This window comes from Psychrobacter maritimus (assembly GCF_029953575.1).
GTDB lineage: Bacteria > Pseudomonadota > Gammaproteobacteria > Pseudomonadales > Moraxellaceae > Psychrobacter > Psychrobacter maritimus.
Genome location: NZ_CP124526.1, coordinates 1,293,654 through 1,310,187 on the forward strand (window position 1 = coordinate 1,293,654; position 16,534 = coordinate 1,310,187).

Consider the following 16,534-nt stretch of genomic DNA (forward strand, 5'->3'; position numbering starts at 1 on the left):
GATCGAAAGTTATTAAGCGGTGATTAAGACAGCTCAGTCGCTAGGATTTTAGCTTTTTCAATATCGGTCGCAGGGCGGATCTGCTCGCGCTCGGTGACAAAGACCACATTGTCATCTCCTTGTTCACTATTGACGAAGTGACGGAAGCGTTTGAGCTTTTCGCTATCGGTGATGGTGGCTTTCCACTCACACACATAGTTGTCGATCAGCAGTTGCATCTGCGCCTCTAGCTCATCAGCGATACCTAAACTGTCTTCAACAATGACGGCTTGTAAATACGCCAATCCGCCATCTAAGCTCTCGCGCCATTTTGAGGTACGCTGGAGCTTATCTGCTGTTTTGATATAAAACATGATAATACGGTCGATGTATTTGATGACCGTATCGCTATCAAGATCAGTGGCAAACAATTCGCCATGACGCGGGGTCATACCGCCATTACCACAGACAAATAAATTCCAACCATTTTCGGTGGCGATAATACCAAAGTCCTTGCTTTGTGCCTCTGCACACTCGCGTGTACATCCAGACACGCCCATTTTTATCTTGTGCGGTGAACGCACGCCTTTATAGCGGTCTTCTAATCTTAGTGCTAAGCCGACACTGTCATCGACACCGTAGCGACACCAGTTATTACCCACGCAGGATTTAACCGTCCTTAACGACTTACCATAAGCGTGACCAGTCTCAAAACCGGCTTGCACCAACTGTGTCCAGATATCAGGTAGTTGGTCTAGACGTGCACCAAATAAATCCACGCGCTGACCACCCGTAATTTTGGTATATAGATTAAATTCTTTGGCGACTTGTCCAAGGATGATCAGCTTATCAGCAGTGATTTCACCACCCGGCACACGAGGTACGACCGAATAGGTGCCATCTTTTTGTATATTTCCCAGATAGTAGTCATTGCTGTCTTGCAACGGTGTCAGTTCAGGCTTGAGCACATAATCATTCCAGCATGAGGCCAAGATGGAGGCGACCGTAGGTTTGCAAATCTCGCAGCCATGACCTTTACCATGCTCCTCCAGTAGCGCATCAAAAGTTCTAATACCATGAACACGAATCAAGCTATAGATCTCTTGACGGGTATAAGCAAAGTGCTCACATAAGTCGTTATTGACCTCAAAACCAAGGGTCGTTAACTGGTAGCTTAAAGTGTCTTTCACCATAGGAGCACAGCCACCACAGCCTGTACCTGCACTGGTACAAGACTTTAATTCGGCAATGGAGTACGCACCGTTCTCAACCGCCGTGCAAATATCGCCTTTGGTGACGTTGTAGCATGAGCAAATCGTAGCGCTATCCGGTAAGTTCTCTATACCCATTGCTGGTTTTTCAACGTTCGGTAAAATCAAGCTCTCAGGATGGGCAGGCAAGTCGACATCATTGAGGTATAGCTGTAATAGATTGTTATAGTCTTCGGTATCACCGACCAATACCGCGCCAAGCAAGCGCTTGTTATCAGGCGTTGTGACCAGTTTTTTATAGATGCCTGTCGCAGGATTTTGATATAAATAGCTCAAGCTGTCTGCGCTTTTGCCATGTGCGTCACCGATACTGCCTACATCCACGCCCATCAGTTTGAGCTTGGTGCTCATATCAGCGCCTGTAAAGGTTTGCGTTTGTTCTCCGGCAATTTGCGCCGCACAAATATTCGCCATGCTATAACCAGGTGCCACTAAGCCAAATACTTGATTATCCCATACCGCGCATTCGCCAATAGCATACACATGTTTGGACGTGGTACGGCACTGCTCATTAATTACAATACCGCCGCGCGCACCCATTTCAATAGCGCACTTAGGGTTGTTTTTGATAATGCCGTCTTGTGGACGAATACCGGCACTAAAGACGATCATATCGGTATCAAGCGAGGTGTCATCGGTGAATTGCATGGTCAGCTGGCACGGGTTCTCATTAAAGGTGCTCAGGTTTTTATGTATGGCGTCGGTATTATCAATAATGGCTTGGGTGTTTTTACCGGTCAATACTTTGACGCCAAGCGCTTCAATTTTTCGTTTCAAAATATCGCCGCCAGCCGCATCAAGCTGTACGCCCATCAACTGCGGGGCAAACTCTACCACATAAGTCTCTAATCCTAAGGTGACCAGTGCTTTTGCCGCTTCAAGCCCGAGTAGTCCTCCACCCACGACCACGCCTCTTTTTACTTTGGGCTGCTCAGCAATGGCAAGAATGTCGTCCAAATCAGCAATGGTGCGATACACATGACAGTGTCGATGCTCTCGTCCTGGAATCGGTGGCACAAACGGATATGAGCCTGTTGCCAGTACCAGCTCACTATATTCAATTTGCTCGCCAGCTTTAGTGGTGATGTATTGATTGGTGGTGTCGATATCTACAATACATTGATTCAAATGCAGCTGAATCTGGGCTGATTCATAGGTGCTCAAATCAACCAAGTTGAGTTTGCTGACATCTTTATGCTCAAAGTAGCTCGATAAATACACCCGATCGTAAGCAGGACGGTTTTCTTCAGCAAACACATGAATTTCAAACTGCTCATGCAAGCCTTTTTCTATGGCGCGCTCAATAAAATGATGCCCAACCATACCGTTGCCAATCACTACCAACTTAGTTTTACCTGCCTTACTCACTATAGTGCTACTCATGTGATTATCCTTAGTCATGCGTTTATCTAAATAGTGCTTACAGCAATTACACCTTCAATAACTGTGCCAAGCACCGTTATATAGCACCATATTTCTAAGCGAAAGGCTGATTACTACAGAAGAAAGCCTGTGTCAATGACAGTGTCTTTCTAAGGCAGCGTGGTATTTTCGAGTATATGAATAGGCATGATAAATAAGACAGTCTTCGCTCATTGAATGTGAGGATATAAAAAATAGATGCACCAAAATAGATAAAACTATGCACCAATTTGTTTGTTTTTATAGCAGTGAGGATTTTAAATTTATCTCGATAAAGTTAGTATTTTCATATAGCTATTAGAGTATGAGTAATTTATCCAAGCTACTTGGATGTCATCTATAGCAACGTATAGACGCTTTTATCAAAGGTAAATTTTATCTTCACAACACGGCTCATAGCGGCAGCTGGCACAGCCATTGCACCCCCTTAAATGCTCTAACAGGTTAGCTCGTTCAATACAATATGTTCTTCGACTTTCCCTGTTGGCCCTAAATTTCACTATTTAAGGAAACCGCTTATGTCGTCATCGCCATCACCGAGCCCTACTGCACCAAATAAAAACAAGCTTAATATCCTCTCCTTTACTGGTAAGAATAAGATACTCCATCTTGGATGGATGGCTTTTTTTCTGACCTTTTTTGTATGGTTTAACCACGCACCATTCTTATCTGCCATCGGTGAGACCTTGAGCTTGACCAAAGACCAAGTCAAAACCTTGTTGATATTAAACGTTGCTTTGACTATTCCCGCTCGAGTCATTATTGGCATGCTGACCGATCGTTTTGGTCCGCGCCTCGTCTATACCGCCATTTTGGCTATTGGAGCGATTCCCTGTTTTACCTTTGCCTTTGCGCAAGATTACAACACGCTGGCATTGTCTCGTTTCTTTTTGGGCTTTGTGGGCGCAGGGTTTGTGGTGGGCATTCGTCTCATGAGTGATTGGTTCCCTGCAAGCGAGTTGGGTACGGCTGAAGGTATTTATGGCGGTTGGGGTAATTTTGGTTCTGCTGCTGCGGCCTTGCTGTTGCCAACAGTAGCTATTATTGCTGCGGCTATGTTTGGTGGCGATGAAGGATGGCGTTATGCGACGGCCACCTCTGGGGTGGTGATGATGCTCTATAGTGTGATTTTTTATAAGATGGTACGTGATACTCCCAAGGGTGCCACGTATTTTAAACCCAAAAAATCTGGTGCCATGATGGTAACCTCAACAGGCGACTTTTGGCTAATGATGACGTTTAAGCTGCCAATGTATTTGGCGTTAGCGCTTCTGGCATGGAAGCTATCACCTGCTGGCGTCAGCTTACTCAGTCAGTCGAGTGTCAATATCGTCTACATCGGATTGGTTGTTTTATATATTTATGAGTTCGTCAGTAGCTATCGTTTTAATAAAGAGGTGTTTACGACTCCTGTGCCAAAAGCGCATCAATATGATTTTAAGCAGGTCGGCATCCTAAATGTTTTATACTTTGCGACCTTTGGCTCAGAGCTTGCCGTGGTGTCTATGTTGCCACTTTTTTATCAAGAGACATTTAACCTATCGATTGTGATGGCAGGGGTTTTGGCCTCAAGCTATGCATTTATGAATTTAATGTCGCGACCGGGCGGCGGTTGGCTCAGTGATAAGTTTGGGCGCAAAATCACGCTGTTGATTTTGACAGCAGGCTTAGCCGTTGGTTATCTATTAATGGGCATCGTTGATTCAACATGGCCGATTGCCTTGGCACTATTCATCACAATGTTTTGCTCGTTCTTTGTGCAGGCGGGTGAAGGCGCTGTATTTGCTGTCATTCCACTGATCAAGCGTAGCATGACCGGACAATTTGCTGGCATGACTGGTGCTTATGGGAATGTTGGTTCAGTTGTTTATTTAACTGTATTGAGTCTGGTCTCTTATCAGGTGTTCTTTATGGTGATTGCAGCGACCGCCGTCATTGGCTTCTTTGCGCTGTTCTTTTTAAAAGAACCTGAAGGTGTCATCATCGAAGAGATGCCTGATGGTAGTTTTGCCCAAATACAAGTGAGCTAAATATGCAAATGAATGAGGCGCTGTGGCAGCTTGATTTTCATAGCATGCAAGGGCGGAAATCCGAGAATCAAGACAGCTTGCTAATCACAACCTGCTTACCATATGACAAGCTTGCCGCATCTGCACCTTTATTGGTGCTGATGGCAGACGGCGTCAGTGCCTGTCAGTTTCCCAAACAAGCCAGTCAATTGGTGGTCAATACTGTCGCGCACCATCTTACCTTAGCACTCAAAAATAAGGCACTTCAAGAAATGGTATTGGCAGAAAACCAAGCGCAATCAGCCAATAAAACACAGGCCAATGGTCAAGAAACATCCATAGACTTTGACGACCATCAAATTGCAATATTGATTCGGGAGACGGTCCATAAAGCCAACGATGCCCTCTATTTCCCGCAAGTCTATGAGCGCGTGCCACCACTATTATCGACCTTGTCAGGCCTGCTATGTATCGGCGACCGTATTCATCTGTTTCATACAGGCGACTCACGTATTTACCGTATTGGTATTGATAGCATGGCAGTACTTACTAAAGACCATCGCATTCATCATGGGCAAGATAAAGGCGCGCTATCTGCCGCTATTGGCGCGGATACGATGGTCAATCTCCAGCAGTCAGTGTTTACCTTGCATCAAAATGAGTGTTTAGCCTTGATGACCGATGGTGTTTATGAGTCTATTGCAGCGCCCGAGCTTCAGTTCGAGTTATGTACAGCAGTAAGGGCGCTATGTCATCCGAATCAGACGATAGATACGTCGGAGCATAGCTCTATTGACTGGGCGATGAATAGTCTTAGTGTCAGCCAAAGCATATGCCAGCAAGCGTTTAATGAGGGCAGTCATGACAACTTAAGTATGATAATGCTGGGTATGAATATACAAGCACGCCATAAGCAGACGTTTAATGAGCAGAATTCTAGGTCAGGCGAAAGTGCTCATACTAAGGACAATAGTGATTATGAAAACCCTAGCCTTCATGATATCCATCGTTATCAGTTGTTAACGGGGTTGGAAGTTGGGGCGCGGATTGATGGTTTTATCGTCAAGCATATTATAGCCCGCACTGCTCGTAGCGAAGTATATCTAGTAGAAGATGAAAACCATCATCCATTTGTATTAAAGTCACCAAGTCTTAGTGCTATTGCCGATGGTCATTATCTGCGCGAATTTTTAAAGGAGCGTAAAATCGGCCTAAGCTTATCTAAGCACAGACGGGCAGGCGAGCCTGCCTATAATCAAGCGGATCCTAACACCCTATCTATCGATCGAAACTTTACAGACATCACAGACATCAGCGGCATAAAACCCTATATAGACGCGAGCTCAGCGCTTAGCTCATCAGGGTTGCTGCGCTATTACCCCATACCAGCCAGCAGTACATATCTATATTATCTGACCGAATATATTGAAGGTGGGAGTCTAAGAGATTTCATGGATCGTCATGCGCCTTGTGATGTGTGGCAGACCTATGACTTACTCACCAAGATTGGTATGGCGGTTCGGGTGATGCATCGAAACTATCTATTACATCAAGATATCAAGCCTGAAAATATACTACTGACACCGTCAGGTGCGGTCAAATTGATAGATTTCGGTTCAGCCAGCTCATCTATACTCAAAGACAGTACGCGACCTCCCAATGGGGATTTGCACTACGTTGCACCAGAATATTACACCGATGCACCAAAAGGTGTGCACTCTGATTTATTTTCCATAGCTGTGATTGGCTATGAATTGCTAACAGGTGAGCTGCCATTTAGCTCACAAGCGTTAATGCATTCACATCAGGAAAATCATACATTGACCCTACCTACTGAGTTATTACGTCAGCACCGTGTACCCGCTGCCAGCCAGCAAGCATTAATGCGTGCGCTGCATTCTAATCCCCGCGCTCGCTATCAAGCGATTGGCGAGTTCTTACAAGATTTTAACCCTGACAATCACAATCCTAACCATATTAGCGACCCTGAGCCGCTCATCATACGCAGTCCATTACTGGTATGGCATAGCATTTGCTTTATCCAGTTTATAATTATTTTTTCGCTGTTGGCTTATTTTTTATAAGTTCAGTCTCAGCACAAAAAATGATATGACACGCCATTAATTAATGCTGCGCGTTGCGGCTAAGGGATTTTTTGCTCATGTCATCAGATAGATCAAAATTAACAATACAGACAACGTCTTATGCTCATTTAAATGCGGGTATTGTCATTATTGGTGCTGGCATGGCAGGCAGCCGTTTTGCCATTGAGTTGGCACGTGCGCGCCAACAAAGTCAGTCGTCAAATAATCAAAGGTCATTACCGATTATCCTTATCAGTAAAGAGCCGGAGGTCGGCTACAACCGCATTATGCTATCACCAGTACTGGCAGGAGATAGTGCCTTTGACGATACTTATTTATACCAGCAATCAGATTATGAACAGTTGGGTATTATTGTCTTAGCAGGGACTGCTGTTACCGCTGTGGACACCAAGCAACAATCTATTGAGCTGGATAGTGGACAGACGCTGGTTTATGCCAAGCTGGTTATCGCTACGGGTTCGAGCGCTCGAGTCATACCTTTTCCCAATCATGATGCGACAGGCGTACATGTGTTCCGAGAGGTAGCTGATGTTAATGCTTTAATTGAATACGCGAATCAAGGGAAAAAAGGTTTGGTGATTGGCGGCGGTGTCTTAGGATTAGAAGCCGCTTGTGCGCTAGCTTCCCAAGGGGCAGACATGACGGTCGTTCATGTAGATAGCTATGTTCTTAACAGGCAGCTTGACTTACCGGCTGCCCAGCTATTGCAAGCTGAACTGGCTCGTCGGGGCGTAGCTGTGGAGGTCTCTGCTATTACTGATTGTATTATGGTCAATGACCAGCATGAAGTGGCGGGGTTATCACTGAAAGATGGACGTATCTTGCCAGCAAATTTTATCGTGATGGCAGTAGGGGTGATGCCTAATATAGCACTGGCGAGAGACTGTGGTCTTGAGGTCAACCGAGGCATCCTTGTAGATAACTTTATGCATACGAGCTGTCCTCATGTCTATGCAGTTGGCGAATGCGTAGAGTTGGATGGTGAGCTATTCGGTATGGTGGCACCTGTTAATCAGCAAGTGGATGCCTTAGTCTCTGTGCTAAAAGACACTCGACTATCGGGCGACAGCTTAGGTTCTAAAGAGAACTGGCAGCCTTTTCGCAGTACACCGCTGTCCTTAAAGCTAAAAGTATCTGGCATCAGTGCTTTTTCAGCAGGGCAAGTCGACTTTGAAGAGGAGGAAGCGGCAGCTATCGAAACCATTACTTATCAGCAAACCAGTATAAATCACTATCATTGCCTTTACCTTAGAAACAATAAACTGATCGGCGCTGTACTCTACGGTGAGGTCAATGAGGGCAGTTTCTATAGCCAGCTGATCAACAGCAATAGTGATATCGCGCCTATAAAAGCGGATTTAATATTTGGCGAGGCTTACTGTGATTTGGAGAAGGTAACGACAGATAGTGAGGCTAACGGAGACATGGATAACGATAGCGATCTGGATTTATTAAGCGCAGCAGACATAGTAGGAGCGGCGTCATGAGTGAAGTGATCTTGAGTAATAAACCGAATGCTAGTCAAGAATTAGAAAGTCGTATACGTCGATCTAATAACAAATCTGATGACATGATCAATCCTTCAAAAACGGCTCTTATTGCCACTTATACTGAAGAAATGACATCCACCATACGCACCACTTGTCCTTACTGCGGGGTAGGGTGTGGCGTCTTAGCCAGTGTCGATGCGATAGGGGTAGTGAGCGTAAAAGGAGATCCTGAACATCCTGCTAACTTTGGTAAACTATGCTCAAAGGGCAGTGCGCTGGCACAAACCTTAGGCAGCGAGCGCCGCTTAACTGAGCCTTATTATCAAAATAAACTAGCATCGATGGCACAACAGCAACCCATAACTTACCACTCTCATGCTTATAGCGCTACCGCAGCACTGAACAATCTAGCCTCTACCGTGCCGACCGATTGGAATAGTGTTCTAGATGATATCGCTACTCGCTTAAATGAAACTATCACCAAGCACGGTCGCGACAGCATTATGTTCTATGTCTCAGGGCAGCTGCTCACTGAGGATTACTACGTTGCCAATAAGTTTATAAAAGGCTTTATCGGTAATAATAATATCGACTCCAACTCACGACTGTGTATGTCATCGGCGGTAGCAGGACACAAACGTGCCTTTGGCGCAGATTTAGTCCTCGGTAATTATGAGGACTTAGAGGCCTGCGATTTATTGGTGCTGGTGGGCTCAAACATGGCATGGTGTCACCCTATTTTGTTTGGACGCTTTTTGGCCGCCAAAAAGGCTGATCCCAGTAAAAAACTGATTGCCATTGACCCACGTCGTACCGATTCCTGTGAGTTTGCCGATTTGCATCTACCGATAGCAGCGGGCACCGATACGCATTTATACAATGGTTTATTACATTATCTTAGCGAACACAGCTGCGCTGATATAGGTTATATCGAGCATGGTCATGGTGTTGATGATGCTTTAGCGGCAGCCAACGTCTGGAGCATTGAAAAAGTTGCTCAAGCTTGCCAAGTCAGTATCGACAGTATCCTTGAATTTTATCAGCTAGTCGCAGCTCATGACAAAACAGTAACTGCGTTTAGTATGGGCGTCAACCAGTCAAAGAGTGGCACTGATAAGGTTAATGCCATTATCAACACCCATCTGCTTACGGGACGAGTGGGCAAACCGGGTGCCAGTCCTTTTTCACTCACTGGTCAGCCAAATGCCATGGGCGGTCGAGAAGTAGGCGCGCTGGCTAATTTGCTGGCGGCACATTTAGATTTGAGTAATAGTGTTCATCGTCAACTGGTGGCTGACTTTTGGCAGGCACCTCAGCCTATTACTGCAGAAGTAGGCGTCAAAGCGTGCGATGCTGCCGATGCTATCTTAGATGGGCGGATTAAAGCCATTTGGGTTATGGCAACCAATCCGGTCGTGAGCTTACCTGACGCGGATAAATTTCGCCATGCATTAGCGGCTTGTGACTTGGTCATTGTCTCTGACTGCTCGGTAGACAGTGATACGGTTAAGTGCGCAGATATTGTATTACCTGCCCAAGGTTGGGGTGAAAAGTCAGGCACAGTCACCAATTCTGAGCGACGAATATCAAGACAACGCGCTGTAAAGCCTGCACTCGGTCTTGCCAAACCTGATTGGTGGATACTCTCGCAAGTGGCGAGGCGTATGGGGCTATCAGGGTTTGATTATGATCATCCTAGTGAGATATTTAATGAGTACGTGGCGCTCACTGCTTTTAAGAACAACCCTAGTCAATCAGCATCAAAAAACAATCAACCGCGCTATCTCAATTTGGCTAAAGACTTACCAATGCCAGTTCTAAGTCGCGCTGACTATGAGGTAATACCCCCCTTTCAGTGGGGTGGCGCGCGTATTACACCCACTCAAGTAAACCTCATTGCTATTACGCCTTCAGATAGTGCTAGCCTGCCTAATTTTCATCACTTCCATCAACATCAACGTCGGCAAAACTCGAATAAGAGCGATGTTAAGAATAGAGATAAGCGGCATAACACTGACTTCGACCCCTCAACCGTGAATCTACGCCTGATTACGGGTAGACTACGAGATCAGTGGCATACCATGACACGCACAGGGCTGTCGCCACAGCTCAATCAACATGAATCTGTGCCGACGCTGACTGTCCATCCTAATGAAGCCAAACAACTCGGTGTTGAAAAGGGCGACTATGTGCAGCTACATTCTCGCTATGAGCAGATCCTGCCGAATAGTGAGGCAACAACTATTGATACGAATAATGTTAGTAAAAATGCCGATACAGATAATGAGAATATCGAGCAAACGGTTTTAGCGCAAATCGCCATCAGTGATAGTATGCGTGTTGGTGATGCCTTTATGCCCATACACTGGAGTAATGCCTTTGCTAGCTTTGCACGGGTAGGGACGCTCATCCCGACATTTGTAGATCAATATTCAGGACAGCCTGAGCTAAAAAACTCAGCGATTCGCATGAGCGCCGTGCCTATGCAGACACTTGGCAAGATTATGGTGCATCCTGATTTGCAGGACACCATATTAGTGCACTTGCGTGCGATGACTGCTCATTTTAAGAAGAAAGCAATAGCGGGTGAGTCGCAAACAGCGTCTACAAATTTTGAGTTAAATGGTGCATGTTCGTCTCTCTCACTACCAGCGCTGACATGGAGTATCAGCAGGCAAGCCAATAGTGTGCTCATTACTCTTGCCAGCCCAGCCGAGCGCACAGCTAGGCAGTTGCTTGACCCTAAATTTTGGCAGCAGTTTATCGATGACTATCAAAAGTCTGTATCAGAAAGATTGTTAATTGACAATGCTGACGATACTCTGACGGTTAATAGCGCTTTCACCTTGAGTAAACCAGAGAAGCAACTACGCTTTATCTCGACTCAGTCGGAGGTGAGGAGTGAGGCGTTAGACCATATACCAAGTCCTTTAGACTCTGCTATGCCGAGTGATCAGCTGCTATTAGCCATTTATTTTGCACCAAAAGTGATGTATTTGCCTAGTACACATTGGCTTGACATCTGCTTTGCCAGTACCGATGCCATACCAGTACAGCAGCGTTATAAATGGTTGCTGGCAGGCCGTCCAGCTACCGGCTATATCGATCCAGGTCCGTTGGTGTGCTCTTGCATGGCAGTCGGAGAAAACATTATTGTCAATGCAATCGCCAAGCAGCAGTGTCATAGCGCACAAGCAGTGGGCGAAGCGTGCCGTGCTGGTACCAATTGCGGCTCGTGTGTGGGTCAAATCAATGCGCTTATTGAGGAGTATGCGTCATAGCTGTCTTATAACTTCCTTATAGCCGCCTTATGAAATACAACCAATTGATCAATATGGCATGGGGCTTGCACCGTATATTGCACTAACAGCATCATTAGGAGTCACCGTCATGACGGATTCATCTGCCTTTATCGCAACACTACCTCCAAACGATTTATCTAATAAAAAGTGTGTCGTCAATACACTAAACGCGCCATTAAATATAGCAGCTACAAAAGTAGGTACTGTGCATTTAGTCGGTGCAGGCTCTGGTGATCCTGAGCTGCTCACACTAAAAGCTTTGCGAATCATGCAGAGCGCTGATGTGGTGCTTTATGATAGTTTGGTCTCAGAGGATATCTTAGATATGTGCGAACCAACAGCAGAGAAGATATTCGTCGGTAAACGCCGAGCCAATCATGCGCTGCCGCAAGAAGGCATCAATGAGCTGCTGGTCAAGCACGCGCTGGCAGGTAAAACAGTTGTAAGACTTAAAGGCGGCGACCCTTTTATCTTTGCGCGCGGCGGAGAGGAGCTTCAAGAAGTGGTACGCCATGGTATCTTTTTTGAATCTATTCCCGGTATTACTGCCGCCAGTGCCGCTGCTAGTAGTACAGGTATTCCATTGACGCATCGAGACCATGCGCAGACAGTGAAGTTTGTAACGGCATATAAGAAATCAGGAGCGCCCAACAATAACTATGACGAGCATTTAGATAGCACCCAAACCGTCGTTTTTTATATGGGATTGCATCAGCTAGATGAATTGACCGAAGGGTTAATAGCAGCGGGACGAGATAGCGAAACGCCTTTTGCGGTGATTAGCCATGCCAGCTTGCCCACGCAGCAACTGCTCATCGGTACGCTTGATAGTATCGCTAAGCAGCAAGCCGAAGCGAAATTGCCAACCCCAGCATTACTGATTATGGGCGATGTGGTGACGCTATATCATGAATTTGCAGACTACAACCTTGGTGCATTTGGTAAGCGTGCAGTCTGCAATATTAAGCAATCCATCACCGATAAACATCTTATACCTACTTTTGAGAGTGTTGCATAAAATATAGGGTTAGCCTAAATGCTCAATAAGATGACTTTAAGACAGGCTAATCTTTTAACTATAAATTTCGTAATTGCTCAATTAACCAGCGATGTATACCACTGTCACTGGTACGTGGATGCCATGCTGCGATTACCTTAAAGGTGGGCGGTAATGCTTCGATTTCAATCTCTTTGACTTTATTATTTGGTAATAGTCGCGCAGGGTAAAAGGCAATCATGTCGGTGGTGTGCAGGATATCTGGCACGGCTGAAAAGCTAGGAACTGACATCACAATATGGCGTTTAAGCCCTTTTTCTGCAAACCATTGATCATGCGATCCGCGCAAATTGGCACGCGAAGGCGATACCACCAGCTGTGGGTGTGCGGCAACTTGCGCCAGTGTGAATATCTCTGTTGCAAAGGTGTTTTTATAACCCGTCACACATAAATGCTGTTCTTCAAATAGCGTCACATACGATAAATTGTCAGGGATAAACTCTGGAAAAGTAATCAGTAAATCAAGTTCGCCTGCCGCAATCAGCTGATTGATATTGTCTGATGCAAAATCTCTCACTATCAGCTTTAAATGAGGCGCTTCACAGCGTGTGATACTAAATAACTGCGGCAATAATGCCTGCGTCGCATAGTCGGTTGCACTAATCGTAAAGACGCCTTTGTAGGTTTGCGGCGTAAACACTTCTGGCTCTAACAATACTTCCAACTGTTTTAATATCTCGTCAATCGGTTGCCGCATCGCTAGTGCTTTTGGTGTTGCCACCATGCTATTACCTTGACGAATAAACAAACGATCATCAAACAAATCCCGTAGCTTACGCAACTGCTCACTAATCGCTTGTTGCGTCAGTCCCATTTTGCGCGCAACTTGCGAGAGATTTTTTAGATCAAGTAGTGCCTGCAATACTCTAAGCTGCTTGATATCTAGCCGATTCATACCATTCATAACACTTACCATTAATAGTTGTACCCTAAACAAGAAAGGCTTGTTTCTAATTGTACCTATAAAACTCTATGCTAACCAACATTACTTAAGCAGCCCATTAAACCTAAAAATAGATTCAGTGGCTCAAAAAATAAGCCTATCCGTTTGCTTTAAAAGAGAGTGTTATGAAACAAGCTATGCCAACTATGCCAAATACCAGTGCGTTATTTTCATCTGTACAACTTGGACCTTATACCCTTAAAAACCGTATCGTGATGCCGCCTTTGACGCGCTCTCGTAGCACGCAACCTGACAATATCCCTAATGATTTAATGGCAAGCTATTATGCACAGCGCGCCTCAGCAGGTTTTATGGTAACTGAAGGTACGCAGATTGAGCCACGAGGCCAAGGCTACGCGTGGACGCCGGGTATTCATTCGCAAGCCCAAATTGAAGGCTGGAAAAAAGTTACGCAAGCAGTACATGCTAAAGGCGGTATTATTTTTGCTCAGTTATGGCACGTTGGCCGCGTATCTCATACCAGCTTACAACCAAACCAAGCTCAGCCTATCGCTCCATCTGCCATTACTGCCACTAACGTCAAAGTATTTATTGAGACAGGTCCAGGCGAGGGCGCTTTAGCCGACCCAAGTGAGCCACGGGCACTGAGCACAGAAGAAGTGGGTGAATTGGTCGCTATGTATGCACAAGCCGCGCGCAACGCACTAGAAGCAGGTTTTGATGGGGTAGAGCTACACTGTGCCAATGGCTATTTGGTGAATCAATTTATCTCTGAGCATAGCAATACACGTGATGATCAATATGGTGGTTCGTTGACCAATCGTCTGCGTTTTTTAAAAGAAGTGGTCGCTGCCGTCAGTGATGTGGTTGGTGCTGATCGTTTAGGCGTACGTTTTGCGCCTTTATTTGCCAGCACGGATGAAACTCGTGTGTATCTAGGCTTAGTAGAAGCAGACCCGCATCATACCTATATTGAAGCGATTAAAGTACTTGAACAGGCGGGCATTGCTTACTTATCCATTGCAGAGGCTGATTGGGATAATGCGCCTGATTTGCCAGAGCCTTTTTATCAAGCGGTCAGAGCTGAGTTTTCAGGACGTATTATTTATGCCGGTAAGTACACTGTGCAGAAGTCGGTCGATATATTATCTAAAGGTTATGGGGATTTATTTGCTTTTGGTCGTCCTTTTATTGCTAATCCCGATTTACCTGAACGCATAGCCAATCATTGGCCACTCAATGAGGCAGATCCTGCCACGATGTATGGTGGCACTGCCATTGGCTATAGTGATTATCCTCGCTATCAAGAATAGTCAAAAAGTAGTGCATAAAACAAGGTCGATCACGGCCTTGTTTTCACCGCAGCAAGCGATCGGTATAAGCGGTGCGATGACACTGTAAAAATGCACATAATTCTAAAGATATTTTATTTGTCAGTATTTATCAGTTGGTAGACGCAATGAATAAAAGTTTGAAAGACAGACTGATACGCATATTAGTAGGATATGTCGGACTTTATCCGACGCTCTTAATCGTATTAACGTTATTAAAGCCTGTGAACTCATGGTCTAAGTCTGCCAGTGGTGGTATTGATTGAGACCATAATACTCGTGCCGTTGACGCAGATGGTGTCATTCCCACTAGCAGGCTGGCTCATTGAGCGTTTAAGAAGGTAGCAGTTGTTGCTCTTTGCCTAGTTTGGATATGGGTTTTTAATATTATTGATTGAGATGATAAATGATTGATGGAAGGGGTCGGTTTATAAACCAGATAAATAACTTATCTAGATTTCAGCCGAGCATTCATAGCGCAATAAAATAATAATCTAAAACCCATGCTATCAGTGACTCTAAAACAGCCTATTTAACTTATGGCTACCTAAATTTAGGTTCACGATTCAAAAGAGTTAATTTTCTATTAAAAACAATGACCTATAGTTAATATAAAAATAAGTGGTTCATGAACCTTGGTATGTGACATAGCCTGAGTACAACAACTTTAATTTAAACTATTAGGAGTCTCAACTGAGACACTGAATTACGCTAAAAAATCAAGATGATCGTTCATTCATTCTCCTAGCTTTTTTATTTAAGGGGGTTTTTCATTACAAAATGAGAAAACCAGCCATACTGAAAAAGTAGCGATATTAGCACAATTCTTGCTGATTGCTTCTTGGTTAGAGTGAATAAATCATCATTTATATCAATGAATTATACTTCTGATTCTTCAGTAGATACTTGAAATGAGTATTTGAGTTTTTCATACATGGCAAAGCACTTTCACTACTTGGCTTTTGTAAAGCACTCTCTCTTTATAATTGACCTCTTAAGCTGATTTGCCTGCTAGTCAAATTTAGTGCCGAACAATATTGAGCTACGTTTGAGGCACGAGGGCTTCGCTTTTGATATAAAAATATCTTGTACTTTTTGAAACTGACTATCTAAAGCAATACCATTTGAACGAATAATATTACCTATTAAAAAGCCTCTGTCATAAATATAGACAATGCCTTTACCTTTATCCCAATAGGTCACTCCTTCAGGCAGTATAGGCGTAGAAAACATGCCATCACTTGACTCTATTAATAAACAACCCTCTATTACAACCAATCGTCCACCGACCCCCATGTCTAACTGGGGTTCCTCAGGATCAAAAGGGTATGTAAATATATCTGCATATGTCGGTGTTAATATATTAGAGATATCCTCTATTTCAGTCTTCAGGACTTTATTCTCACTAGTGGCTTTATTCATCATGTTTTTTGAAGGTGTCATACAACCTGATATTAAGATTGCTAAAAATATGATTAAGTATTTTTTAAGCTTATGGCTGTCCTTATACACTGTATTCATCTGAAATATCATCCTTAAATTTATTAGCATATGTTTACTAAATCAGCCTAAACCCTTGTATATAATCAGGACATCATCCGAATTATAAAGAGGTACAGCGCCGTGAAAAACCGTAACTATTACATTTATAAAAAGCCTACGAT

At 44.4% G+C, this 16,534-nt stretch carries 9 protein-coding genes and 1 pseudogene; 7 read left to right on the forward strand and 3 right to left on the reverse strand.

All coding sequences use genetic code 11. From position 1 onward, the window contains the following. Nucleotides 1–23 precede the first annotated feature (23 nt). On the reverse strand, nucleotides 24–2,633 hold the full coding sequence (gene nirB, locus QJS82_RS05390; RefSeq protein ID WP_281491503.1) for a nitrite reductase large subunit NirB: 2,610 nt from the start codon (nucleotides 2,631–2,633) through the stop codon (nucleotides 24–26). A 557-nt stretch (nucleotides 2,634–3,190) separates the two neighbouring features. Here nirB and QJS82_RS05395 point away from each other — a divergent pair. From QJS82_RS05395 to cobA, 5 genes are all read left to right on the forward strand, one after another. Further along, complete coding sequence (locus QJS82_RS05395) at nucleotides 3,191–4,702, forward strand: NarK family nitrate/nitrite MFS transporter (protein ID WP_201590753.1); 1,512 nt, start codon at nucleotides 3,191–3,193, stop codon at nucleotides 4,700–4,702. A 2-nt stretch (nucleotides 4,703–4,704) separates the two neighbouring features. After that, nucleotides 4,705–6,765 carry a bifunctional protein-serine/threonine kinase/phosphatase gene (locus QJS82_RS05400; RefSeq protein WP_281491504.1) on the forward strand — a complete coding sequence of 687 codons (2,061 nt, stop codon included), beginning with the start codon at nucleotides 4,705–4,707 and terminating at the stop codon, nucleotides 6,763–6,765. Nucleotides 6,766–6,842: 77 nt separating this feature from the next. Then, nucleotides 6,843–8,273, forward strand: a complete 1,431-nt coding sequence (locus QJS82_RS05405; RefSeq protein ID WP_281491505.1) for an NAD(P)/FAD-dependent oxidoreductase — start codon at nucleotides 6,843–6,845, stop codon at nucleotides 8,271–8,273. After that, on the forward strand, nucleotides 8,270–11,557 hold the full coding sequence (locus tag QJS82_RS05410) for a molybdopterin-dependent oxidoreductase (protein WP_281491506.1): 3,288 nt from the start codon (nucleotides 8,270–8,272) through the stop codon (nucleotides 11,555–11,557). Before QJS82_RS05405 ends, QJS82_RS05410 begins: the two co-directional genes overlap by 4 nt. Before the next feature lie 109 nt (nucleotides 11,558–11,666). Then, entirely contained in the window at nucleotides 11,667–12,596 is a 930-nt protein-coding gene (gene cobA / locus QJS82_RS05415; RefSeq protein ID WP_068408011.1) for a uroporphyrinogen-III C-methyltransferase, read from the forward strand. A gap of 58 nt (nucleotides 12,597–12,654) precedes the next feature. Here the strand turns inward: cobA and QJS82_RS05420 are convergent, their stop codons facing one another. Further along, nucleotides 12,655–13,539 carry a LysR family transcriptional regulator gene (locus QJS82_RS05420; protein WP_068408009.1) on the reverse strand — a complete coding sequence of 295 codons (885 nt, stop codon included), beginning with the start codon at nucleotides 13,537–13,539 and terminating at the stop codon, nucleotides 12,655–12,657. A gap of 185 nt (nucleotides 13,540–13,724) precedes the next feature. Between QJS82_RS05420 and QJS82_RS05425 the strand changes: the two genes are divergently transcribed. After that, nucleotides 13,725–14,852, forward strand: coding sequence for an alkene reductase (locus QJS82_RS05425; protein WP_193031190.1), 1,128 nt, complete (start codon nucleotides 13,725–13,727; stop codon nucleotides 14,850–14,852). A gap of 146 nt (nucleotides 14,853–14,998) precedes the next feature. Beyond that, nucleotides 14,999–15,215: pseudogene (locus tag QJS82_RS05430) on the forward strand (hypothetical protein). Nucleotides 15,216–15,881: 666 nt separating this feature from the next. On the opposite strand, the gene QJS82_RS05435 reads toward QJS82_RS05430, so the two are convergent. Continuing rightward, complete coding sequence (locus tag QJS82_RS05435; protein WP_068403484.1) at nucleotides 15,882–16,391, reverse strand: hypothetical protein; 510 nt, start codon at nucleotides 16,389–16,391, stop codon at nucleotides 15,882–15,884. Nucleotides 16,392–16,534: the final 143 nt, after the last annotated feature.

Coding starts and splice junctions, on each gene's coding strand:
- nirB (WP_281491503.1), bottom strand. CDS start 2,633: ATGAGTAGCACTATAGTGAGTAAGGCAGGTAAAACTAAGTTGGTAGTG.
- QJS82_RS05395 (WP_201590753.1), top strand. CDS start 3,191: ATGTCGTCATCGCCATCACCGAGCCCTACTGCACCAAATAAAAACAAG.
- QJS82_RS05400 (WP_281491504.1), top strand. CDS start 4,705: ATGCAAATGAATGAGGCGCTGTGGCAGCTTGATTTTCATAGCATGCAA.
- QJS82_RS05405 (WP_281491505.1), top strand. CDS start 6,843: ATGTCATCAGATAGATCAAAATTAACAATACAGACAACGTCTTATGCT.
- QJS82_RS05410 (WP_281491506.1), top strand. CDS start 8,270: ATGAGTGAAGTGATCTTGAGTAATAAACCGAATGCTAGTCAAGAATTA.
- cobA (WP_068408011.1), top strand. CDS start 11,667: ATGACGGATTCATCTGCCTTTATCGCAACACTACCTCCAAACGATTTA.
- QJS82_RS05420 (WP_068408009.1), bottom strand. CDS start 13,539: ATGAATGGTATGAATCGGCTAGATATCAAGCAGCTTAGAGTATTGCAG.
- QJS82_RS05425 (WP_193031190.1), top strand. CDS start 13,725: ATGCCAAATACCAGTGCGTTATTTTCATCTGTACAACTTGGACCTTAT.
- QJS82_RS05435 (WP_068403484.1), bottom strand. CDS start 16,391: ATGAATACAGTGTATAAGGACAGCCATAAGCTTAAAAAATACTTAATC.